The organism is Rhizobium sp. SYY.PMSO (genome assembly GCF_046840415.1).
Lineage (GTDB): Bacteria > Pseudomonadota > Alphaproteobacteria > Rhizobiales > Rhizobiaceae > Rhizobium.
Map to the genome: position 1 here is coordinate 564,896 of NZ_CP177350.1, position 21,781 is coordinate 586,676.

A 21,781-nucleotide genomic window follows, 5' to 3' on the forward strand; every position below is an offset into this window, starting at 1 on the left:
CTCGTTCTATTGCTGTTGCGCGGCGGGAGGATTCGCCGGCTCGCCCGGAAGCGGCCTCACGGTTGCCGGCATGCCGAGCCGCAACGCATTATCGGGGTCCTTGACGAACACCCTGACCTCATAGACGAGGCTGGTGCGCAGCTCTTCCGTCTGGACCGATTTCGGCGTGAACTCGGCAACCGAGGAAATGAAACCGATCCATCCGTCAATCGTATGTCCGGGCAGTGAATCCACGGTGACGGCGGCTCTCATGCCGGGGCGGAGCATTCCGAGCTGCGTTTCGGAAACATAGGCACGCACCCACTTCGGGCTGATGGTTGCAAGCGAGAAGGCCGCCCGCGTGGGCGAGGCCATTTCGCCGGGCTCGATAAGCCTGGACTGGACGATCGCATCGACGGGGGCTTTCAGTTCGGCATCCGCAAGCTGCTGGTGCAGGAGCGAGACATTGGCCTCTGCGGCTTGCAGCTGCGCTTTCGCCTCCTCGATATCCTCGATTCGGGAGCCTGCGACGAGCAGATCGAGCGCCTTCTGGTTTGCGAGAACCTTGGCGTCGGCGACGGCCGCTGCCGAGCGCGCCTCGTCCAGGGCCTGCTGGCTGACCGCAGCCTTGGGGGCAAGCGCGTTCTGACGGTCGAACTGGGCGCGGGCGTTGACGGCCTCCGCCTTGGCCGATTCCAGACTTGCGCGGGATTGAGCGATTTCCTCGGGGCGGCTGCCGTTCCTGAGGCGAGCGAGATTGGCGCGCTGGCTTGCCGCCTGCGCCTCCGCCTGGGCGACCTGAGGCAACAGCCTGCTCGTATCCAGCCTGCCGAGGATCTGCCCATTCTTGACTTGCGCGCCTTCTTCGACAAGGACTTCGGCCACACGTTCGCTGCCGTTGAAGGCGAGGGAGAGTTGCCTGAAGTCTATGTTTCCATAAAGGACAAGCTCGGCGGAGCCGCTATCCCGATGTAGATACCACCAGGCGCCGCCCGCGACGGCGATCATGAGGACCAGAATGACGATGACGCGCTGCATGCTTTATTTGAACTCCGAACGAGATGCCGGCGGTGCTGAAACGAATGGGGATCGAGGTCGATCCGGACAGATTATAGCACTTGTGAAATTCAAATTTCAAATTAATATTTGAATTAATGGAAGGCGGAGAGCATGGCCAGAGGCAGCAGGCGAACGGCACGATCCCGGGACAGGCAGGATGGCGCGGCGACGCGTACGAGCCTGCTCGAAGCAGGCGGCGCCGTCTTCGCCGAATTCGGCTTCGACCGCGCCACCGCAAAGGAAATCGCCTTGCGCGCCGGAACGAATGCGGCCGCGGTCAACTATCATTTCGGCGGTATCGAGGCTTTGTACGAAGACGTTCTTGCCGAGGCGCATCATCGCCTGATGAGTTATGACGTGCTGGTGCGGGCCGTGTCGGCGGATATCGATCCGAAGGAGAAGCTGCGCCGGTTTATCGGCCTTCTGGTCAAAGTCGTGCGCACCGGCAATGAGAATTCATGGCCGGCCAAGGTGATCGTGCGCGAGCTCATTGCGCCCACGCCCCACATCGACAAGCTGCGCCGGGAGGAGATCGAGCCGAAGAAGGCATTGCTGTTCGATGTCATCGGCCAGATCATCGGCGTGGCGCCGGACCATCCGCTGGTCGCTCAGGCCGCGCTTTCGACGATGGCGCCGTGCTTCATGCTCCTGGTGGCCGAGAAGCGTTTGACCGAGATCATTCCGCCACTCGGCCGGCAGACGACCACGGACGAAGAGCTGGCGGATCGGCTGGTGCGTTTTACCCTGGGCGGCCTTGCCCAGCTTGCGTTGTCGGCGCAGGCGACGCCGTCACGGGATCAATCGGACTGACTTGCAGGCGCCGCTCAGCATGCGATGTCGAACGGTTGGCGACGCTTCGCAAGGCGGCGGACGGCTTTACCCTTCGAAGCCGAACCGTTCGACATCGAAATCGTCGCCGTCATAGCTGGCGGCGCCGCCCTGAATGTCGGCCATATCCTCCCGCATGGGAATCGGAGCGCTGACGAGGCTCGGAAGCGTCATCGCGACCGCCATGCCCGGCGGCTGCAGCGCCCAGGCGACGATGGCTCCGGTCGACATGGCTCCGACGCCTGCCGATACGTCCTGTGCCGCGGAGGCCGGCAGGTTCGCCATCGGCTGCATCTTCGCCATGGGGCTGTCCTTCGCGTGCCCCGCATGATCCGCAACGACCAGATTGCCCGCATCGTTTCGCCCTACCACGAGGCTTGCCAGCGCGACGGGGGCCGGTCTTTCGGGGGCAGCCGCGGGAATTGCGACAATGCTGGCCGGCCGCCATGCCGGCAGCGGAACGGCATAGGCCGCCAGATCCGCAAACGGCCGGGCCTTGTCTTCCTCGGCCATTCGTTTGCCGAGCTGAAGCTCCAGCCCGTTCGCATCCCGGCTTCTGGGCGTCGGAAGCATGCTGGTCAGAAGGCTGCCGCCGGGCGTATCGCCACGCGGGCTTGTCGACGATCCGGCGCCCTCATCGTCGTCCGCAATCGCCGCGAGCCTGGCTGCCGTCTGGGACGGACGCTTTCTGGATTGCGCGACCGCCACCTCATAGCCCGGCAGCGGCCTGCCATCCGCCGGTACATGGAGCGTCTTCCCGTTCGGGAAGAGCCGCGCAAGTTCCTGGCGCGGCATTCTCGGCCACGCGCGGACCCTGCCGACATCCAGATGGACGAAGGGCGATCCGGAATTGGGATAGAAACCCACGCCGCCGATCTGCATCTGCATGGCGATCGCGCGCAGGCTCGCAAGCTTCACGCCGGGAATATAGAAATCCATCGCCTTGCCGAGCGTGTGCTGGCTGTGCTTTGCGACGCCGGAGCTGCGCGAGCGGTTGCGCAGCATGCTGTTGGTCGATGGCGAGCGATAGGCGGAGACGACGTGAATGGATTCCCTTGCACCGCTGCGCTGATAGACTTCCCAGACGAGATCGAGCAGTTCCGGATCGATCCGCGTCGGCTCGTTCTTGCGCCAGTCGCGCAGGAAGCGGTTGATCTGGGCAAGGCCCCTCGGATCGTATTTGCCGCCGCGTTTGAAGACGATCGTCGCTCGTTCGCCCGTATGCGTGAAGAAGAGCTTGAGCGCCCTGTCCTCGGCTGCGGCGGAGCCGGCAAGGGCGCCGAGCATCAGCATCGCGATCAATGCCACACGGCAAGCGACGAATGAGGAGACCGTGGCGAAGGCTGTCGCCGAGATGGAAAAGATCGCGTGATGCACGATACGATTTTCGCCTTTGCTAATAGACACAGAGATCAGAGGCGCCGCGCTCGCGGCATCGCTATGCCTCCAATTATGGTCAATAAATCCCTAACGGACCGTTTATGGCCCGAAATGGCGGGGTAACGCCTGGGGTCGGCGGTGCGGAACCGCGTTCCCGGGCATTCGCATGCACGTCCGGACACGCCAAGCCTCCGCGAGGATCCGATTAAGGTTAATTCCCGATGGATCAATTCGATACAGGCACAACGACGCCAATTCCCGCATCCGGTATCAATCAGGCGAAATCATGGACGCGATATATGGAAGGGGTGCTTCCCTGCGTCCTTGGCGAAGCAGACATGACCGCCGAAGGGACAGAACGCCGCGGAGTGCCATTTATGGACAATGCCTGCGATCGCCGGATCAGATCTTCGATTTAACCATCATGATCGGTTTCGGATGACAACCTTGTGGATAGTATTTATCAAGCGGGAATATTCAATTTCAGCGACGGGCTTCAGTATTATCCATGTATGATTCAATCAAGCAGTCAGCGTTCGAACTATTTCCAAATTTGACGAACAAGATGCGTACCGTAAAGCATCTGGTCTCGGACATGAGTTTCCGGCCGCACATCAAGAATCAGATGTACGGCGGACATCGCCTTCGCGTCATTATAGAGGATAGGGTCGCTCAACAGTGGTATGGGCGCGACATCGATCTGCCACAGGAATTTACCTTGCTTGCGGGGCGGGGGCTGAATCTCGGCGCGCTGGTATTCGATCTCGGCGCCCATCAGGGTGTGGTTGCCATGATGCTTGCCAAGCAGGTCGGTCCAAACGGAAGGGTCGTCGCAATCGAGGCTTCCCAGCGCAATGCGGAACTGGCAAAGCGCAACGCCGACATGAATTCCATGGACAATATCGAAGTGCGCCACGCGGCCGTCGTGCATGAAGATGGCCCCGTTTTATTTACGCAGCGCGGCAACGGGTCGATTGCGCTGAGCGAAAAGGAATTCCGGGCCGCGAGCGTCGACGGCGTCTCCATCGACACGCTGACGAAGACCTACGGCGTTCCCGACCTCGTCTACATGGATATCGAGGGTTTCGAGGTGCATGCTCTGAAGGGCGCGCGCGAGACATTGGGATCGGCGGCGTCCTGGCTCATCGAAGTTCATGGAGACGACACGATCGGGCAATTCGGCGGCCGAAACCGCGATGTGCTGGCTGTCTTCGAAGAAGGCTACGATCTGTATAGCGCGATCGACAATCATACCGATGCATTCGTGCTGCGGTCAAAATCCGACCCCGTCCCCACCGGCCGCTTTTTTCTGGCGGCGATACCTCGGGTCCAATGACGCGCGGGTTCGGAACCGTTCGTGGTCCGAACCGCGATCCGCGTGGCGATATCCAGGGTCCTATTTTTCGCATCTTACCCGTTTTGGGGGTGGAAAAATCGTTTTCCAGGAGCAGATATCCAGATTATGGCCCCGCTCGATATTTTCGGCGGGGTTCTGCTATGGGGCTCTGGGGGCGTGCGGGGGCTGTCGACAGCACACGATTCTCTCATCCGGGTTCCGTGAGGGCTATGGATTGAGGAATTTGCGATGCCTAAAGTCTACTTCCCGATAAGTTATATCGACGTGCCGGCAAGCGAACCGCATCCCGGCAACATGTGTTACCGGGTGTCAAAGGGTATCGAGCACCGGGGCGCCGACGAGCCGCGGCACGTCTACAAGATCCAGATGGTCTACAGCGGCGTGGTTGACGGCTTCACGTCGCCATCCTACCCGGAGGGCGGCGAGGATTTCGAGAAAGTCATCGATGCGATGAGGGCCCTCCAGGAGGGCGGCGGCAAGAACGGGCGGGGAATGATGACCGCGGCCGGCGATCAGCCGGGAATGCCGCTGCACGAAGTCCAGCAAATGCTCAGGACGCACCCGGCCTGAAGACGAAAAGCCCGAAGGGCCTGGTTCTGCCGATCGCCGCAACACGCGCGGCCGATTCATAACCCCAACTTATGTTTACCGGCAATTTTTTCGCAGTCCCGTCGCTGCGTCAGGATGATGGTGTCCTGTCATGCAACGTCAGCGCCGGATCAATGTCGCTATTCACACGCAGCGCCCGTGCCGACACGCATGCCGTTCATGCTGCGCTGGCATGGCCGGAGAACGTCAGGCCGGTGAAGGAGCGGGACATCGCCGGAAGTTGTAAATTCGTGTATCGGCCCACTTGCTCTGCCTTCGTAGATCGACTGGGCATACGTCAAGAGTGCGACGGCAATTTCGTCCAGTATTTAGTATATTTAAGATATGATAATATTAGAAAACATCTTATTTAGAAATATAAAATTAACGTCCGGAGTCTAGAGTCTTTCTGGCCGTCATCGCATAGATGAAGGCCGATTGCAGGAGACGGGACCATGTATCGTGTTTCTCATTTCAACAGGGCGAAAGAGGGAGCCGCCGCGGTCGAATTCGCTTTAATCGCCCCGCTTTTTGTCCTTCTGCTTCTAACGCTGATTGCTTTTGCCATCTATCTCACCGCCGCCCATTCCCTGCAGCAACTGACGGCAGACGCCGCGCGCACCGCGATCGCGGGATTGTCGGCGGATGAGCGCAGCCAGATGGTTCAGGATTTCGTCACGCGCTCGACCATCGACGATGCCTTTATCAACAAGAGCAAGCTGACGGTTACCGTCGCCACCGATCCGGCCAATGCCAATCAGTTTACGGTAAGCGCCGCCTATGATGCTTCCGATCTTCCGATCTGGAACCTCTATACCTTCGCAATGCCGGACCAGACCATTCGCCGCTATTCGACCATCCGGCTGGGAGGTCTTTGATGGCGGGATTCCTCGAACGGGTCGCCTTCTTGCGGAATCGGCGAGGAAATGTCGCCGTCACGACCGCGCTTGTCTCGCCTCTCATTCTTTACTGCCTCGGCCTCGGCATCGATTACGGCATGATGACGCTGCAGCAGCGGCGCCTGCAGCAACTCAGCGACATCGGCGCGATCGCCGCCGCTTCGGATATCGCCAATGCCCAGACCGCGCTTCTGAACAACCTCCAGAGCAACGGCACCACTGCCGCCGTCGCCGCCAGCAGCGGCTACCTGACGGCCAACGGGCAGATCACCGCGGCGGTCGCAAACTCCGGTCAATATGAGACTCTGGCCGATCTCGCATTGGGAACCTACACGGCCGATACCGCGATCGCGCCCGCAAATCGGTTTTCTACCGGAACCGCTCCGTATGATTCCGTCAAGGTCACGCTCACCCAGAAGGCGGTGATGCCTTTCGCTTCGGCCTTCGCCTCGCCGCCGACCCTGAGCGCGACGGGCACTGCGTCCAGCGACCGTCTGGCTGCGTTTTCGATCGGATCGCGGCTGGCGAGCCTCAACGGCGGCGTTCTGAACCAGCTTCTCGGGTCATTGCTCGGTACGCAGGTCTCCCTCAAGGTCGCGGACTATCAGTCGCTCATCGGCGCGAATGTCAATCTCCTGAGCTTCCTGAACCTGCTGGCAACCGACCTCAAGCTCACGGGCGTAAGCTACGATCAGCTTTTGGCGACGGACGTCACCTACGACAAGATCCTCGGCGCGCTCGGCAAGTCGACCAATCTGTCGACGGGTGTCGTCACCATCGTCAACAATCTGGGCAAGACGCTCGGCACCACGAAGTTGACCGTGAAGCTGCAGGATATTCTCAATCTCGGGCCATTGGGCTCGGATATCGTCGGCACCGCGCCGAACCTCACCTCGAGTATCAGTGTGATGAATCTGATTTCCGCGACGGCGATGGCCGCCAACCAGAAACGGCAGATTGCCCTCGATCTCGGAGCCACGCTGCCCGGTGTCGCGAGCGCAAAGATGACCTTGGCGATCGGAGAGATGGCCCAGCAGACGCCCGCGGCGGCCGTGGGCGCGCCGGGCACCATCGTCCGCACGCCGCAAGTGCGCGCGGCCATCGAAGTCGCGGTCAACGGCTTGTCGCTGATCGCGGGCCTGAAGCTCAGGGTGCCGCTCTATGTCGAGATCGCCCCGGCGGAGGCCAAGCTCGCCTCGATTACCTGCGTGGGCGGCTCCATGCCGAATGCCGTCGTCGGCATCGATGCCGTGCCCGGCGTGGCCGAGATCGCCTTGGGGGACGTCGACACCTCGGCCTTCGTGAACTTCGGTTCGGAGCCGCGCGTTACGCCGGCAGCGATCATCGACTCCCTGCTTCTGAAAGTGACTGCGGGGTCGCAGGTCGACATCGCCAATATGAGCCCGACACGGCTGACCTTTCAGCCTTCGGAGATTTCCGCAGGCACGATCAAGACGGTGTCCACCAAGGATATCCTGACCTCCACCGTGCAGTCGCTGCTGAAAAATGCCAATATCAGCATCCAATTGCTCGTTTTGACCATTGGAACGCCGCAAGGCGTCCTGTCGGCCGTCGCCGACACACTGTCGCTCGTGACTGCGCCCGTCGATCAGCTTCTATACAATCTGCTCGGCTTTCTTGGCGTCGGCGTCGGCCAGGCCGACATATCGGTGACAGATGCAAGATGCACGCAGCCCGTTCTGGTGCAATAACGACCTGAACGATCCTATGGCTTTCATGCGCTCACGACGCTTCGCCTTTTCCACACCGTCATTGCATTGCCGTTTGTAGCAGAGCGGTTTCGCTTTTCCTCGAAGCGCGAAGATGCTCTATCCGTTTGTTGCTGCGCAATTCCGAACGGAAAACCGCTATGCAATTTTCCCGGACTTGCTCTAGGACGATGGATGAGCACAATTGTCTTGTCCGCTGCTGGATGCAGCGTGCCGGCGGCAGAGGAGAGAGCAGAGCCCATGACACAGACACATCTCGGCAAGTCGATCGCACAGTTATCGGTGCTGATCCAATCCGGAAGTCTCGATCCGGTTGCGCTGGCCGAGGAGAGCCTGGATGCGATCCGGGCTTACGGGGATCAGGCGATCTTTACGCGGGTGCTGGAGACGCGTGCGAAAGAAGAGGCCGCCGCCTCGTCGAAACGGCTGCGGGAGGGGCGTTCGCGCGGGCTGCTGGATGGCATTCCCGTCGCCTGGAAGGATCTCTTCGCCATTGCCGGCCTGCCGACGACGGCAGGGTCGATCGTGCTTGCGGACGCCGAACCGGCTCGGGATGATGCCGATGTCGTCAAGGCGCTGAAAGCAGCGGGCATGATTGCCGTCGGCCGGGTCAATATGAGCGAGTTCGCCTTTTCTGGCCTCGGCCTCAACCCGCATTACGGCACGCCGCTCAATCCCCTGGCCTCGGATGTCGCGCGAATTCCGGGCGGTTCGTCGTCCGGCTCCGCTGTCGCCGTCGCGGCAGGTCTCGTGCCGGTGTCGATCGGCACCGATACGGGCGGCTCCGTGCGCATACCATCCGCCTTCAACGGGCTTGTCGGCTACAAGGCGAGCCGCGGCCGCTACGGCATGGCCGGGGTCTTTCCGCTGGCAGGCAGCCTCGATTCGCTTGGCCCGTTATGCCGCAGCGTCCAGGATGCCATATGGGTCGATGCCGCGATGCGGGGACGTTTCTCCCCCGAGGCCGCGCGTGCCGAACCCGCCGGGCTTTCCGTCGTCGTGCCGACGAATGTCGTCATGGACGATGCCGAGGATGGCGTCGTTGCGGCGTTCGAGGCGACACTTTCCCGGTTGAGCGCGGTCGGCGTCAAGATACGGCGCGCAGCCTTTCCGGCCTTCGATCGGCTCTTTCAGGTGATGGCCGAATATGGGCCGCTCGTCACCGCCGAGGCTTTCGCGCTGCATCACCGGCGACTGGCCGGCCCGGAGGCCAACGCCATGGACCGGCGCGTCGTTGCGCGCACGCGCCTGGGCGAGAGGACGACGCTGGTGGGCTATCTGGAAATACTCAAGGTACGCGAGCAGTTGATCGGCGAGGTTGCCGCGGCGCTCGGGCCGAACGAATTCGTCGCCTACCCGACGGTCGCCCATGTCGCGCCTGCGCTCGCGCCGCTGGAGGCCGACGACGAGCTGTTCGTGAAGATCAACGGCAGGACATTGCGCAATACCTTGATCGGCAACTTCCTCGATTGGTGCGGAGTGTCGTTACCTTGCGGCACCGGGGAGGCCGGCATGCCGGTGGGCTTTCTGCTGTCGGCTCCGAAAAACCACGACGAGCGCCTGCTGGGGGCTGCCCTGGCGCTCGAGGAGATCGTCGCCGGTTAGCCCGGCTCTTTTTCTTTGTTTGTACGCGATTCCGGACGGCTAAGCGCGCCGTGATTTTTCGTTCCGTCCCCACCCGTCTCGTTCAAGACCAGGGTGGGGACCGCAGGCTGTTTGCCCGTTCAATGCGTGCGGCTGACGCCGGCCGCAGGTTCGGCGTCGACGATCCAGCGGCGGTGCGAGCCGAGTGCCACGAGCAGTACCACCGACAGGAAGCAGCAGCCGGCAAGGATGTAGAAGCCGATATCGCCATTGCCCGTCGCGGCGTCGACATAGGCCTTGATCTGCGGCGAGGCGAAGCTGCCAAGATTGCCGAGCGAGACGATGAAGGCGATGCCGCTGGCCGCGCCGACGCCACCCAGATAGCGCGTCGGCAGGCTCCAGAATACTGGCTGAGAAGAGGCTAATCCGGGAACCGCGATGCAGGCGGCAATGACCATGACCCAGGGGTTCATCGTCAGGCCGATCGTTCCAAGGGCGAGGGTGCCGACCGCCAGCATGGCGATGCAGACAATCCGATGGTTGTCGTGCTTGTCGGCATAGACGGTAAAGAAGCGCGTCGCGAAAAGCGCGCAGAGCCAGGGCAGGCCGAGCAGCACGCCGACCCAGGTGTTGACGCCTCCGCCCAGCGCCTGAGCCAATCGTGCCGGCAGGTAGAAGGTGATCGGGCCGACGCCGATCTGGATGAACAGATAGATGCCGATGAAGGCCAGAACGCGCCAGTCCTTCAGCACGCTGAAGACGGAATGCTTGACCTCGGAAAGCTTGCCGCGCTCCTCCGCCTCGATGACGGCGTTCAGCGCGCTCTTCTCGTCGGCCGTCAGCCATTTCGCTTCGCCGGGACGGCTTGTGAGGAAGAAGAGGGCCAATATGCCGACGACCGTAGCCGCCAGTCCTTCGACGGCAAACATCCATTGCCAGTTGGCAAGGCCGAAGACGTCGTGATGCGTGAGAAGCCAGCCGGAAAGCGGTGCGCCGATGACCAGCGACAAGGGAACGCCGAGATAGAAAAGGCCGGTTGCCCGTGCCCTTTGCTTGGCGGGGAACCAATAAGTCAGGTAAAGCAGGACGCCGGGATAGAAGCCGGCCTCGCAGACGCCGAGCAGGAAACGGACGATGTAATAGCTCGTCGGCGTGTGGGCGAAGACCATGCAGGCCGAGACGATGCCCCAAGTAATCATGATCCGGCTCAGCCAGAGGCGTGCGCCGACGCGCTGCATGATCAGGTTGCTCGGGACTTCGAAGGTGGCGTAGCCGAGATAGAGAATGCCGGCACCCAAGGCATAGGCCGCGTCCGAAATGCCGGTATCGGCCTGATAGGCCGTCTTGGCGAAGCCGACGTTGGATCGGTCGAGAAAATTCAAGATCAGCATCAAGCCAAGGAAGGGCAGAAGGCGAATGGTCGCCTTGCGCACGGCGCTCTGCAGCACTGGATTGTCGTCTGTCATATTACTCCTCCCGAAAGGCATCGGCATGGCGCGAGAGCATCGCGCGCAGGGCCGCCTCCGTCCTCAAACCGGATATGCATCCGGACATTGTCACGACGACCGCCAAAAAGCCGGTCGCCTTCTTCCATATACGCAGATTATATTTATGTATGAAAAGGTCAATAGGGGCAAACGGCGGAAATGGAGCCGACGTCATGACGGCTCCTTCCGGCCCGGAACCGGCTCGGTGGTAGGCGCTGCAAATGAAATGAAGTGCGTTGTCGCGAAGGATCGATCCCGGTTGGCCTGGAGAGCCTCCGCCTTTCCTCGGATCGCGAAAACGCTCCATCCTTTTGTTTTTACGCCATTCCGAACGGAAAACCGCTGCGCACGTTTCCTGGCATCGCTCCGGAATCCCGGCCGGCGCCGCCAGCTGTATCGCGGCATCCGACGAGAAATTTCCGCATTGCGATCCGCCGTTCGAACAGGGCCGCTGATCGGCTATGGAAACGAGGCCGCGTGCCGAACAGCCTGCAGCGCGGGAGCGTCGGCCGGTGGCGCGACGGCCGTCGAGCGGTCAGGCGATTGCTTACGACGCTTCACCGCACCTGCACGCATTCAAGCGAGGCAGGGGCCAATCCGTTCGGCGACGGACGCGACATCCTCGACACGCATGCCGGCCACATTGATTCTTCCGGAATCGGGCATGTAGATGCCGTGTTCGGCTCGCAGCCGGCGCGCATTTTCCGGAGAGATCGGAAGGAGGGAGAACATGCCTTCCTGGGAGCCGATGTTGGCAAGCTCCGGCCGGAACCGGCCGAACGCTTCGGCCGCCGCCCGGCGGATTTCCGTTATGCGGATGCGCATTTCGTTGAGTTCTTCCACCCAGACCTGGCGACGTGACGGATCCTCAAGGATTGCCGCGACGATGGCAGCGCCGTGCGCCGGCGGCATGGAGTAGCTCGTGCGGGCATAGCTTGCCAGGTTGCCGACGCCCTTGTTCAACGATGCCTGCAGGTCTCCGAATAGATATACAGCGCCGGTTCGCTCCCGATACAGCGAAAACGACTTGGAGCAGGAGACGGCAACCATGGCCTCGCCGACCGCCTCGATGACGCTCATCATGCCGGCCGCATCTTCGACCAGACCATGTCCGAGTCCCTGATAGGCGTTGTCGAACAGCGGGACCAGTCCCTTGTCGGCGATGATCTCGGCAATATCTTGCCAGTTCTGCTGCGATAGCCCCGCGCCGGTCGGATTATGGCAACTTGCCTGCAGCAGCACCGCATCGCCTGGCGCTGCATTTTGCAAGGTCGTCAGCATTTCGTCGACAAGGGCGGTTTGTGTGCCGATGTCGAAGAAGCGATACGTTCCGATCTGGAGGCCGACTGCGGCAAAGATCGCCTGATGGTTGACCCATGTCGGCGTGCCGATCCAGATTTTGCGCCGCTTGTCGAGGGCGAGCAGCTCTGCGGCCAGGCGTAGGGCGCCAGTGCCGCCGGGCGTCTGAATTCCGGCAACCGGCTTCCCGCCGTGGCGCTCGCCGAAGACTTCGAGCGCCAGCGCCCGCAGGAAAGCGGGGTCACCCTCCGGGCCGATATAGGATTTGGAGTCCTGGGTTTCCCAAAGATAGTGCTCGGCGGCCTTGACGGCTTTCATGACGGGAGTGCGGCCGGTTTCATCGCGATAGACGCCGACCCCGAGATCGACCTTTCCCGACCTCGGATCGGCCGCGAACTTCGCTATCAGTTCCAGCAACTGGTCCGGCTTCTGCGCCGCCAGGCTATCGAAAAGCGCCGTCTTGTTCATTGCTTCCTCCCATCATGTCTGTCCGCGACGAGCCGTTTCGCTCGGGTTCCGCCATTCAGGCGCGGATTGGACTTCTTCCGATGCCGCCCGCCGCCGCCTCCCTTTCCGCTTTATTGCCCGGGGATGGGCATGGCAAGCATCGGCAAGGCCCTTGGTGCCGGCCGCTGGAGCGCCGAGGTGCTTCCTCCCCGTTCATTGAGGCCAGTTCTGCAGGACGCGCACGAATTCGCTCAGCCACGCGTTCGTCTGGTGGCCGTCCAGCGAGCGATGGTCGATCGTCAGCGATACATAGGCCATTGGGCGGATCTGGATCGTATCGACGCCATCGACCTCCCTGACCACGACCCGCTTTTCCAGTTTGCCGATGCCGAGAATGGCCGACTGCGGCTGGTTGATGATGATCGGAGATGCCAGCAGCGACCCGGAAACGCCATGGTTGGAGATGGTGAACGTTCCACCCTTCAGCTCGTCGGCCCTGAGGGTGTTGGAACGTGCCCTGTTCGTCAGATCCTGAAGTCGGGCGGCTATGTTCTCGAGCGAAAGATGCTGGGCCTGCCGGATTACCGGAGCGACCAGACCCCGATCGCCCAATGCGACCCCGATGCCGATGTCGATGTCCTCGAATATTTCAAGGCCGTCATCGTGCCACTGGCTGTTTACCTCCGGTACGACCTTCATGGCCGCGACGGACGCCGCCACGAAATAGGCGGTATAGGACAGGTTCACGCCTTCGGCCTGCAGGCGGCCCCTGTGGCCGGTGCGATGGCGCATGATCGCGGTGAAGTCCGCCTCGAAAACCGCCGTGACCTGAGGCGCCGTCGCCAGGGATTGGGCCATGTGCTTTGCGATGGCGAGCCGCATGGCCGAATGCGGTATGGTCCGCGATTTGCCATCGGCCGGGATTGCCGGGAAAGGCTGGCCGGCCGCCGGCTGCCGCGAGACGGATGTCGATGGATACGATTTGCCGGTCTCGAAGGCGCGATCCATATCGGCGCGAGTGACCCGTCCATCTCTGCCGCTGCCCTTCAGGGTGGCCGGATCGATCCCGTGTTCCGCGGCCGCCTTGCGAACGGCAGGCGAGTAATAGCTGGAAGTCGCGGCGGGCGCGGACTGGGTCGGCTGTTTCTCCGAGGGGGCGGAGGAGGCTTCGGCCGCAACGTTGGGAGCAAGGGCAATCATGCGTCCCAAAATCGCTCCCGGCGCTGTGTCGTCGCCGTCCTCCATGGCGATTTCGCTCAATATGCCGTCGCAAGGTGCCGCTATCTCCTGCGTGACCTTGTCGGTTTCCAGTTCGACCAGCGCATCGCCTTCTTTCACATGGTCGCCGATCTGCTTCAGCCAGTTCCGGACGACCGCTTTCGTGCCTTCCTGTTCGGTCGGAGCCGTGATCTCGACGGTGTTCGTCATCTTCAGAACTCCAGGATTTCGGAAATGCGCCTGGCGATCCGTTCCGTGGACGGCACGGCCCAGTCGAGAAGGGCGGGGTTGTGAGGGCTTGGAATATCCGGCATGGTCAGGCGGGAGACGGGGGCATCGAGGTCCGTGAATGCCTTGTCCGCGATCACGGCGGCAATTTCGGCTCCAAATCCGCCGGTCTCGAGATCCTCGTGAACGATGAGGCAGCGATGCGTCTTTGCAACCGACGCAAGCACCGTTTCCCGATCCCAGGGCATCAGCGTGCGAAGGTCGATGACGTCGGCGGAGATACCGTCGGCGGCCTCCTCGCACCGAGGCACCATGGCGCCCCAGGTGACGATGGTGATGTCGTTGCCGGTCCGCGTCAGCTTCGCCTTGCCGAAGGGCAGCGCGAAATCGTCGCCGGGATAGGAGCGGCGTGCCCATGCGTGATCGAGCATTGCCCTGTGCTCGAAGAAGATGACCGGATCGTTGCCGCGGATCGAGGTGCGCAGCAGGCCGACGGCATCTTCCGCATTCGAGGGCACGGCGACCTTCCAGCCGGGCTGGTGGACGAAGGCCACTTCATTGGTCTGGCTGTGCCAGGGATCGCCGCATTTGAAGAAGCCGCCGGGCATGCGCACCACGACGGGAGCGGCGAAGCGGTTGTTGGTCCGCCAGCGGATGGTGCCGCAGTCGTTCAGCTGTTCGGTCGCGGGTTCCGCATATTTCCGGAACTGGATTTCGGGGATCGGGACGAGCCCGGCCAGCGCCATGCCGACCGCGCGGCCGATGATGCCCTCCTCGGATAAAGAGGTATCGAAAACCCGCTCTTTGCCGAATTTTTCCTGCAGACCGAGGGTGACGGCATGCACGCCGCCTTTCGGACCGATATCCTCGCCGAAGATCACGACGCGCTCGTTGAGCGACATCTCGTGTTCGAGCGTTCTGCGGATAGCGGTGACCATGTTGATGCGCGGGCCGGCGGTCTCCGGTTCAGCCGTCATTGCCGGCGGCACATATCCGGCGGGATGCTGGCCGCCCATCGTCTGCATGTCGCCGTCGAAGAATACATGGCCGGTGATGGATGAGGGCTCGGAGACCGGCCGGTCCTCGGCCGCCGCCCGGGCACTTTCGGCCATTTCGCGCGCCTGGCTTTCGCAAGCCCGCCATTCCTCCGTCGTCATCACGGCGGGCACGAGGAAATCCTTCAGGCGCGGCAGCGGATCGCGCTCCCATTCGCGTCTCACCGTTTCCTCGCTCTTGTAGGTCTGCGTATCCTGAAAGCTGTGGCCTTCGAGGCGGGGAACCGTCAGGCGAAGGAGAGCGGGCTTGCGTTCATCGCGAACGAAGGAGACCGCATCCTGCGCGAGGCGCGCGGTTTCGGCGGGATCGCAGCCGTCGCCATCGAAAATCGTAAGATTTCCCCAGCTTGCGAGGTTGGCCGCGATGTTCCCGCCCGGTGTCTGCGCCGTCGACGGAACGGAAATGCCGAAGCCGTTGTCCTCGATATAGAACAGCATCGGCAATGCCTGTGTCGTTGCCGCACTCAGCGCCGCCCAGAAGCCGTTCGAGGCAACGGAGCCGTCGCCGCCGAGCGCGACGCCGATATCCCTTGCGTAATCCTGTCGTCCCAAAGCGGTGGCATAATATTTCATCGCCTGCGCCCAGCCGGCGGTCGGCGTGTATTGGGCGCCAACGCCGCCGCACATGGGAAGAGCCGAGGCGCCCGAAAGATTGGGATAGTTGAAGACGACGCCGATGTCCCGGCCGCCGGAGTAGCCGCCCGCCCGGCCCATGGCCGAGCCGAGGGCATCGACCGGGTCGACGCCGAGGGAAAGCAGCAGCGGCCGCGAGCGATAATAGCCGCATGTGGCATCGTGCCAGCCCGTCAGCTGCATTCCCAGAAGGATCTGCGCCATGTCGTGGCCGCGCGCGGAGAATTGATAGAGAACCTTCTTTTCGGGAACGAGGCGCGTCTCCTCCATTTCGTCGAGAGCTCGGGAAAGGTGGATGAGATAGGCCGCTTTGCGCCAGTCGATGCGCTCGTCCGGCAAGGTCCGCTCATGCTTTCTGACGGCTGGCTGGGCCATGTGATCCTCCTGCATGTGGCCCCACGATTCTAATTCAAACGACCGCTCCATTCCTTTCAATTTCTCGGCTTTCATCATAGTATTTGAATGGATGGTTTCATGATTGACGGATTTTTCAATGGAAAATTTCGATCTTGATCATGTCGACAGAGCGATCCTTCGGGTGCTGCAGGAAGAGGGAGACATCAGCCAGGCGGCGCTCGCCGAAAAGGTCGGCGCGTCGCCCGCTTCGTGCTGGCGAAGAATAAAGGCGCTGGAAAGCGCAGGCGTGCTCGGCAGAACGGTCCGCCTTGTCGATCCTGACAGGATCGGCAAGGGTCTGAATGTCTTCTGTCAGGTCAAGATGAAGACTCACGATCCCGCGACGCGACGCGATTTCGAGCAGTTCATCGCGAGCTATCGCGAGGTTCTTCAATGTTATTCCATGTCGGGAGAGTGGGATTATCTCATCCGCGCCGTCGTTGCCGACGTTCGGGAATATGAGGAGCTCCTGATGCGCGGTATCCTGACGCATGAAGCCGTGTTGAGCTCGTCGTCGCACTTCTCGCTAAAATGCGTCAAATACACGACCGCATTGCCGACGAACGCGCCGCGATAGCGATCCGTTGCCACCGCCAGGAAGCTGTTGCCTTGAACATCGCTGGCGTCTCACGCTAAGAGACCTGCAGGTTTGCAGATGCGGAGCGGAGCTGGATTGTCGGCTGATAACGTCAAACTCGGACATGACTTGAACGAAGCGGTCACGGCGCTCCTTGTCGACCTGCCCATCAAGGCGGCGAGTTTCATCGTCACGATCTACGGCGACGTCGTCGAGCCGCGCGGCGGTGTTGTCTGGATCGGCAACCTGATCGAGACGTGCAAAAGCGTTGGCATCACCGAAACGCTGGTGCGCACCGCGGTTTCGCGATTGGTCTCGGCCGGCCAGCTTGTGGGAGAGCGGGAAGGGCGCCGCAGCTACTACCGGCTGACGGATGCCGCTCAGGCCGAATTCGCCGAGGCCGCCAGCCTGTTCTATGGACCGGAGCCTGCCGTGCGCTGGCAGTTCGTCCTGATCAACGGCCCTTCTCCGGAAGAGGTCATGCAGGGCCTCGAGCGGGATGGCTTTGCCAGGCTGAGCCCGCGTCTGGCGGTCGGAACGCACCCCGCGCCGCCTTTGCCGGGGCGTGTCGTCGTCTTCGATGCCCAGCTTGCGACGGATAACGGCGCCTTGCGGGAGTTTGCGGAAGAGGCCTGGAACCTGCCCCGCTTCGCGGAGGCTTATCGCGACTTCACGGTGCGCTTCGGCTCGTTTTGGGATCGCGTCGGGGATTGCGCTACCCTTTCCTCCTTCGATTGCCTGATCGCGCGGCTGCTGCTTGTTCACCAGTACCGCCTGATCATGCTGCGCGAGCCGCATCTTCCAAAATCGGCCTTGCCGGATAATTGGCCGGGTGAGAAAGCCCGGCATCTGTTTGCCGATCTCTATCTGCTGCTGTCGAAGAAGGCCGATGGCTATGTCGGCCGCCGTTTCGTGAACGAGGCGGGCAAGCTTCAGGAAGCGACTCCGGCAAGCCAGCATCGGTTCGACCGCCTCAAATCCCGCTGAAAGATCAATTCGCCCAGTGACATAGCGAGACATTCATTGTCCGGCGTCTGTTTGCGACCCCAAATGTCACAGAATTTTCCAAAAAATCATTTGAATTGTGACATGTCGCGTGCTAATACAGTGACCGATCGGTCGGTTAATGTGTTTGCCGCCGGATTGGTGTTTCGTGGAGGAGAACGGGAAACAGGCTTATACTGCTGATGTCGTGACGCGGCGGCGTGGCCGAGCGTTTCAAGGCGATTGCAAGCCTGCGATCATTCTCGAGCGCGTCGAACGCGCGAAGACGGAGGAAAGATCAATGTATGCCCAGATGGTGAAAACCGATAGCGCCCGCATCCGCTCCCTCGACGAGATGGAGCCGCAGGAGCGCGCCTTTCAGGAACGCGTCGACGCCGGCCAGAAGATCGAGCCGAAGGAGTGGATGCCGGAAGGCTACCGCAAGACGCTGATACGTCAGATCAGCCAGCACGCCCATTCCGAAATCGTCGGCCAGCTTCCCGAGGGCAACTGGATCACCCGCGCCCCGACGCTGGAGCGCAAGGCGATCCTGCTCGCCAAGGTGCAGGACGAAGCCGGCCACGGCCTCTATCTCTACTGTGCCGCCGAGACGCTCGGCATCAGCCGCGACGAAATGTACGAGCAGCTGCATTCCGGCAAGGCCAAGTATTCCTCGATCTTCAACTATCCGACGCTGACCTGGGCCGATATCGGCGCGATCGGCTGGCTGGTCGATGGCGCGGCGATCATGAACCAGGTTCCGCTGCAGCGCTGTTCCTACGGCCCCTATTCGCGGGCCATGATCCGCATCTGCAAGGAAGAAAGCTTCCACCAGCGCCAGGGCTTCGATGTCCTGATGAAGATGGTGAAGGGCACGGCCGCCCAGAAGGCCATGGTGCAGGATGCGCTGAATCGCTGGTGGTGGCCCTCGCTGATGATGTTCGGCCCCTCGGACGATGCCTCCGTGCATTCGGCCCAGTCGATGGCCTGGAAGATCAAGCAGAATTCCAATGACGAACTGCGCCAGAAATTCGTCGACCAGACCGTGCCGCAGGCCGAGTATCTTGGGCTGACCGTTCCCGATCCGGACCTGAAGTGGAACGAGGAAAAGGGCGGCTACGATTTCGGCGAGCCGGACTGGGAAGAGTTCTTCAACGTAATCGCCGGCAACGGTCCTTGCAATGCCGAGCGCCTCAATGCCCGTAAGCAGGCCTGGGACGACGGCGCGTGGTTCCGCGACGGCTTGACCGCCCATGCAGAGAAAGCGGCCGGGTGCCGCGCCGCTGCAAAGATCGCCGCCGAATAGGACGGCCTGAATAGTCAGGAGTGAGAAACATGTCCAGCGAATGGCCTCTTTGGGAAGTCTTCATCCGTGGTCAGCACGGTCTCAACCATCGTCATGTCGGCAGCTTGCATGCACCCGATGCCGAAATGGCGATCAACAATGCCCGCGATGTCTATACCCGCCGCAACGAGGGCGTCAGCATCTGGGTGGTGCGTTCGTCCGATATCACCGCAAGCGCCCCTTCGGAAAAAGGCCCGCTTTTCGACCCGTCCAATTCGAAGGTCTATCGTCACCCGACCTTCTTCGACATTCCGGCCGAAGTGGGGCATATGTGATGGCGGCCGCTGCACTTGAGCCGGCGGTCGATCGCGCCGCCCTTTTCGAGTTCCTGCTGCGCATCGGCGACAATGCGCTGATCCTTGGACATCGTGTCTCGGAATGGTGCGGCCACTCCCCGGCGCTGGAAGAGGACATTGCTCTTGCCAATACCGCGCTCGACCTCATCGGCCAGACGCAGCTCTGGCTCGGTCTGGCGGGCGAGGTGGAAGGCAAGGGCCGCTCGGCGGACGATCTCGCCTATCTGCGAGACGGTTTCGAGTTTCGCAACATTCTGCTCATCGAGCGCCCCAACGGCGATTTCGGCAAGACGCTGATGCGGCAATTTCTCTTCGACGCCTGGCACTGTCTCTTGCTGAAGGCGTTGAAAGGCTCGACCGATCCGCGCATCGCTGAGATCGCGGAAAAGGCCTTCAAGGAAGTCTCCTATCATCTCGATCGCAGCCGCGACCTGATCATTCGCCTCGGCGACGGCACGGCCGAAAGCCATCGTCGCATGCAGGAAGCCTTGGACGAACTCTGGCCGTTCACCGGCGAAATGTTTGTCGGCGATGCCTGCGATGTGGCGCTGGCGCAGGCCGGCATGATCCCGGAACCGCAAAGCCTGAAAGCCGGCTGGGACGAGATCGTTTCCGACGCGCTCGCCGAAGCGACACTGAAGCGCCCCGCCGACGGCTACATGCACAAGGGCGGACGGCGTGGCGTTCATACGGAGCATCTCGGCTATATCCTCGCCGAGATGCAGTTCCTGCAGCGTGCCTACCCGGGCGCGACCTGGTAGGAGGCGGAGATGGCGACCGCGCTTCATCCTTCGGTCGACGAGGTCTGGCACTGGCTGTCGGAGGTGCCGGACCCGGAGATTCCGGTAATCTCGCTCACCGATCTCGGCATCATCCGCGACGTCGGCTGGCAAGAGGATACGCTTGTCGTGACGGTGACGCCGACCTATTCGGGTTGTCCCGCCACGGCGGTAATCAATCTCGACATCGAGCGGGCACTGGCCGAAAAAGGCCTCGACCGGGTGCGCCTCGAGCGCCGGTTGTCGCCGGCCTGGACGACGGACTGGATCAGCGCCGAGGGCCGCGAGAAGCTGCGCGCCTACGGCATCGCGCCACCGATCGATGGCACGGCTCCGGATGGCGTCTTGATGAAACGCATCGACCGGCTTTCCGGCCGCTCCAATCTTGCTATCGCCTGTCCGCGCTGCGGATCGGCAGCTACGGAAAAGATCAGTCAGTTCGGTTCGACGCCCTGCAAGGCGAGCTATCGCTGCACCGACTGCCTGGAACCCTTCGATTATTTCAAGTGCATTTGACCCAACAGGACGAGGTCCGCATCCATGGCACGTTTCCATCCCCTGACCGTTACCGATGTGCGCCGCGAGACGCGCGATGCGGTCGTCGTCACGCTTGCGCCGTCCGCAGAGGATCGGGCCGTCTTCGATTTCACGCAGGGCCAGTATCTGACCTTTCGCCGCAAGTTTGATGACGAGGAGCTGCGCCGCTCCTATTCGATCTGCGCCGGCAAGGATGAAGGTGTCTTGAAGGTCGGCATCAAGCGTGTGGACGGCGGCTGCTTCTCGACCTGGGTCAATGAAAATCTGAAGGCCGGCGACACGCTGGAAGCCATGCCGCCGATGGGCGCCTTCTTCACGGCGCTTGAGCCGGATGTGGCACGGCATTATCTCGGCTTTGCCGGAGGCAGTGGCATTACGCCTGTCCTGTCGATCATCAAGACCGTGTTGGCGCGCGAGCCGCGCTCCGTCTTCACGCTCGTCTATGCCAACAGGCAGATCAGCTCGATCATGTTCCGCGAAGAGCTGGAGGATCTGAAGAACCTTTATCTCGGCCGCCTGTCGGTGCTGCATGTGCTCGAAAGCGAGGCGCAGGAGATCGATCTTTTCACAGGCCGGATCGACGCGGAAAAATGCAAGGCGCTCTTCAGGAGCTGGATCGACCTGACGTCGGTCGCGACCGCCTTCATCTGCGGTCCCGAGCCGATGATGTTGGCGATCGCCGCGGCGCTACGCGAACATGGCATGCGCGACGACCAGATCAAGTTCGAGCTCTTCGCCTCCTCGCAGCCGGGTCGCGCCCGCCGAAAGGTGGAAAACGCCGCGGCCGCCGATCAGGGCACGAGTTGCGAGGCGACCGTGACGCTCGACGGCGCGACGCGCACCTTCAAGTTCCCCAAGCACGGCCAATGCCTGCTCGATGCCGCCCTCGAAAACGCGATGGACGTACCCTATGCCTGCAAGGCGGGCGTCTGTTCGACCTGCCGCGCCAAGGTTCTGGAAGGCGAGGTGGAGATGGAGGTCAACCACGCGCTGGAGGATTACGAGGTGCGCCAGGGCTATGTGCTGACCTGCCAGTGCTATCCGCTCACCGACCGTATCGTCGTCAGCTACGACCAATAGCGTTTTCGGCTCTCAA

19 protein-coding genes are annotated in these 21,781 nt (G+C 61.8%); 13 read left to right on the top strand and 6 right to left on the bottom strand.

Annotation, left to right across the window (positions count from 1 at the left end; all coding sequences use genetic code 11):
• Positions 1-6: 6 nt before the first annotated feature.
• Positions 7-1,017 carry an efflux RND transporter periplasmic adaptor subunit gene (locus tag ACJJVH_RS21010; RefSeq protein ID WP_412066032.1) on the bottom strand — a complete coding sequence of 337 codons (1,011 nt, stop codon included), beginning with the start codon at positions 1,015-1,017 and terminating at the stop codon, positions 7-9.
• Between the two features lie 132 nt (positions 1,018-1,149).
• Between ACJJVH_RS21010 and ACJJVH_RS21015 the strand changes: the two genes are divergently transcribed.
• Positions 1,150-1,848 (top strand): TetR/AcrR family transcriptional regulator, encoded by a 699-nt coding sequence (locus ACJJVH_RS21015; protein ID WP_412066033.1) that lies wholly within the window; start codon positions 1,150-1,152, stop codon positions 1,846-1,848.
• Positions 1,849-1,914: 66 nt separating this feature from the next.
• Here the strand turns inward: ACJJVH_RS21015 and ACJJVH_RS21020 are convergent, their stop codons facing one another.
• On the bottom strand, positions 1,915-3,243 hold the full coding sequence (locus ACJJVH_RS21020) for a DUF882 domain-containing protein (protein ID WP_412066034.1): 1,329 nt from the start codon (positions 3,241-3,243) through the stop codon (positions 1,915-1,917).
• 568 nt (positions 3,244-3,811) lie between these two features.
• Between ACJJVH_RS21020 and ACJJVH_RS21025 the strand changes: the two genes are divergently transcribed.
• The 5 genes from ACJJVH_RS21025 (at position 3,812) to ACJJVH_RS21045 (ending at position 9,425) form a co-directional block, all read left to right on the top strand.
• Complete coding sequence (locus tag ACJJVH_RS21025) at positions 3,812-4,582, top strand: FkbM family methyltransferase (protein WP_412066035.1); 771 nt, start codon at positions 3,812-3,814, stop codon at positions 4,580-4,582.
• A 249-nt stretch (positions 4,583-4,831) separates the two neighbouring features.
• Positions 4,832-5,173: a hypothetical protein gene (locus ACJJVH_RS21030; protein ID WP_412066036.1), complete on the top strand. Its 342-nt coding sequence runs from the start codon at positions 4,832-4,834 to the stop codon at positions 5,171-5,173.
• A gap of 473 nt (positions 5,174-5,646) precedes the next feature.
• On the top strand, positions 5,647-6,069 hold the full coding sequence (locus tag ACJJVH_RS21035; RefSeq protein WP_112799318.1) for a TadE/TadG family type IV pilus assembly protein: 423 nt from the start codon (positions 5,647-5,649) through the stop codon (positions 6,067-6,069).
• Positions 6,069-7,802, top strand: a complete 1,734-nt coding sequence (locus ACJJVH_RS21040) for a pilus assembly protein TadG-related protein (RefSeq protein WP_412066037.1) — start codon at positions 6,069-6,071, stop codon at positions 7,800-7,802. The genes ACJJVH_RS21035 and ACJJVH_RS21040 overlap by 1 nt, the downstream gene beginning before the upstream one ends.
• A 258-nt stretch (positions 7,803-8,060) precedes the next feature.
• Positions 8,061-9,425 carry an amidase gene (locus tag ACJJVH_RS21045; RefSeq protein ID WP_412066038.1) on the top strand — a complete coding sequence of 455 codons (1,365 nt, stop codon included), beginning with the start codon at positions 8,061-8,063 and terminating at the stop codon, positions 9,423-9,425.
• Positions 9,426-9,544: 119 nt separating this feature from the next.
• Here the strand turns inward: ACJJVH_RS21045 and ACJJVH_RS21050 are convergent, their stop codons facing one another.
• The 4 genes from ACJJVH_RS21050 to ACJJVH_RS21065 all read right to left on the bottom strand — a co-directional run bounded on the left by ACJJVH_RS21050 (position 9,545) and on the right by ACJJVH_RS21065 (position 16,146).
• On the bottom strand, positions 9,545-10,870 hold the full coding sequence (locus tag ACJJVH_RS21050; protein WP_412066039.1) for an MFS transporter: 1,326 nt from the start codon (positions 10,868-10,870) through the stop codon (positions 9,545-9,547).
• Between the two features lie 597 nt (positions 10,871-11,467).
• Positions 11,468-12,658 carry an aromatic amino acid transaminase gene (locus ACJJVH_RS21055; protein WP_412066040.1) on the bottom strand — a complete coding sequence of 397 codons (1,191 nt, stop codon included), beginning with the start codon at positions 12,656-12,658 and terminating at the stop codon, positions 11,468-11,470.
• Between the two features lie 192 nt (positions 12,659-12,850).
• On the bottom strand, positions 12,851-14,065 hold the full coding sequence (locus tag ACJJVH_RS21060; RefSeq protein WP_412066041.1) for a dihydrolipoamide acetyltransferase family protein: 1,215 nt from the start codon (positions 14,063-14,065) through the stop codon (positions 12,851-12,853).
• A 2-nt stretch (positions 14,066-14,067) separates the two neighbouring features.
• Complete coding sequence (locus ACJJVH_RS21065) at positions 14,068-16,146, bottom strand: transketolase C-terminal domain-containing protein (protein ID WP_412066042.1); 2,079 nt, start codon at positions 16,144-16,146, stop codon at positions 14,068-14,070.
• A gap of 118 nt (positions 16,147-16,264) precedes the next feature.
• Between ACJJVH_RS21065 and ACJJVH_RS21070 the strand changes: the two genes are divergently transcribed.
• From ACJJVH_RS21070 to paaE, 7 genes are all read left to right on the top strand, one after another.
• Entirely contained in the window at positions 16,265-16,744 is a 480-nt protein-coding gene (locus ACJJVH_RS21070; RefSeq protein WP_113357072.1) for an Lrp/AsnC family transcriptional regulator, read from the top strand.
• A 96-nt stretch (positions 16,745-16,840) separates the two neighbouring features.
• The gene (gene paaX / locus ACJJVH_RS21075; protein WP_113400587.1) at positions 16,841-17,731 is read left to right on the top strand and encodes a phenylacetic acid degradation operon negative regulatory protein PaaX; all 891 of its coding nucleotides are present in this window, start codon (positions 16,841-16,843) and stop codon (positions 17,729-17,731) included.
• Between the two features lie 298 nt (positions 17,732-18,029).
• Positions 18,030-19,034, top strand: a complete 1,005-nt coding sequence (paaA, locus tag ACJJVH_RS21080; RefSeq protein WP_412066043.1) for a 1,2-phenylacetyl-CoA epoxidase subunit PaaA — start codon at positions 18,030-18,032, stop codon at positions 19,032-19,034.
• A 29-nt stretch (positions 19,035-19,063) separates the two neighbouring features.
• Positions 19,064-19,348 carry a 1,2-phenylacetyl-CoA epoxidase subunit PaaB gene (gene paaB / locus ACJJVH_RS21085; protein ID WP_412066044.1) on the top strand — a complete coding sequence of 95 codons (285 nt, stop codon included), beginning with the start codon at positions 19,064-19,066 and terminating at the stop codon, positions 19,346-19,348.
• Positions 19,348-20,130, top strand: a complete 783-nt coding sequence (gene paaC, locus ACJJVH_RS21090) for a 1,2-phenylacetyl-CoA epoxidase subunit PaaC (RefSeq protein WP_412066045.1) — start codon at positions 19,348-19,350, stop codon at positions 20,128-20,130. Before paaB ends, paaC begins: the two co-directional genes overlap by 1 nt.
• 9 nt (positions 20,131-20,139) lie before the next feature.
• Positions 20,140-20,664 (top strand): 1,2-phenylacetyl-CoA epoxidase subunit PaaD, encoded by a 525-nt coding sequence (gene paaD / locus ACJJVH_RS21095; RefSeq protein ID WP_113370155.1) that lies wholly within the window; start codon positions 20,140-20,142, stop codon positions 20,662-20,664.
• Positions 20,665-20,688: 24 nt separating this feature from the next.
• Entirely contained in the window at positions 20,689-21,765 is a 1,077-nt protein-coding gene (gene paaE / locus ACJJVH_RS21100; RefSeq protein WP_112799335.1) for a 1,2-phenylacetyl-CoA epoxidase subunit PaaE, read from the top strand.
• Positions 21,766-21,781 lie beyond the last annotated feature (16 nt).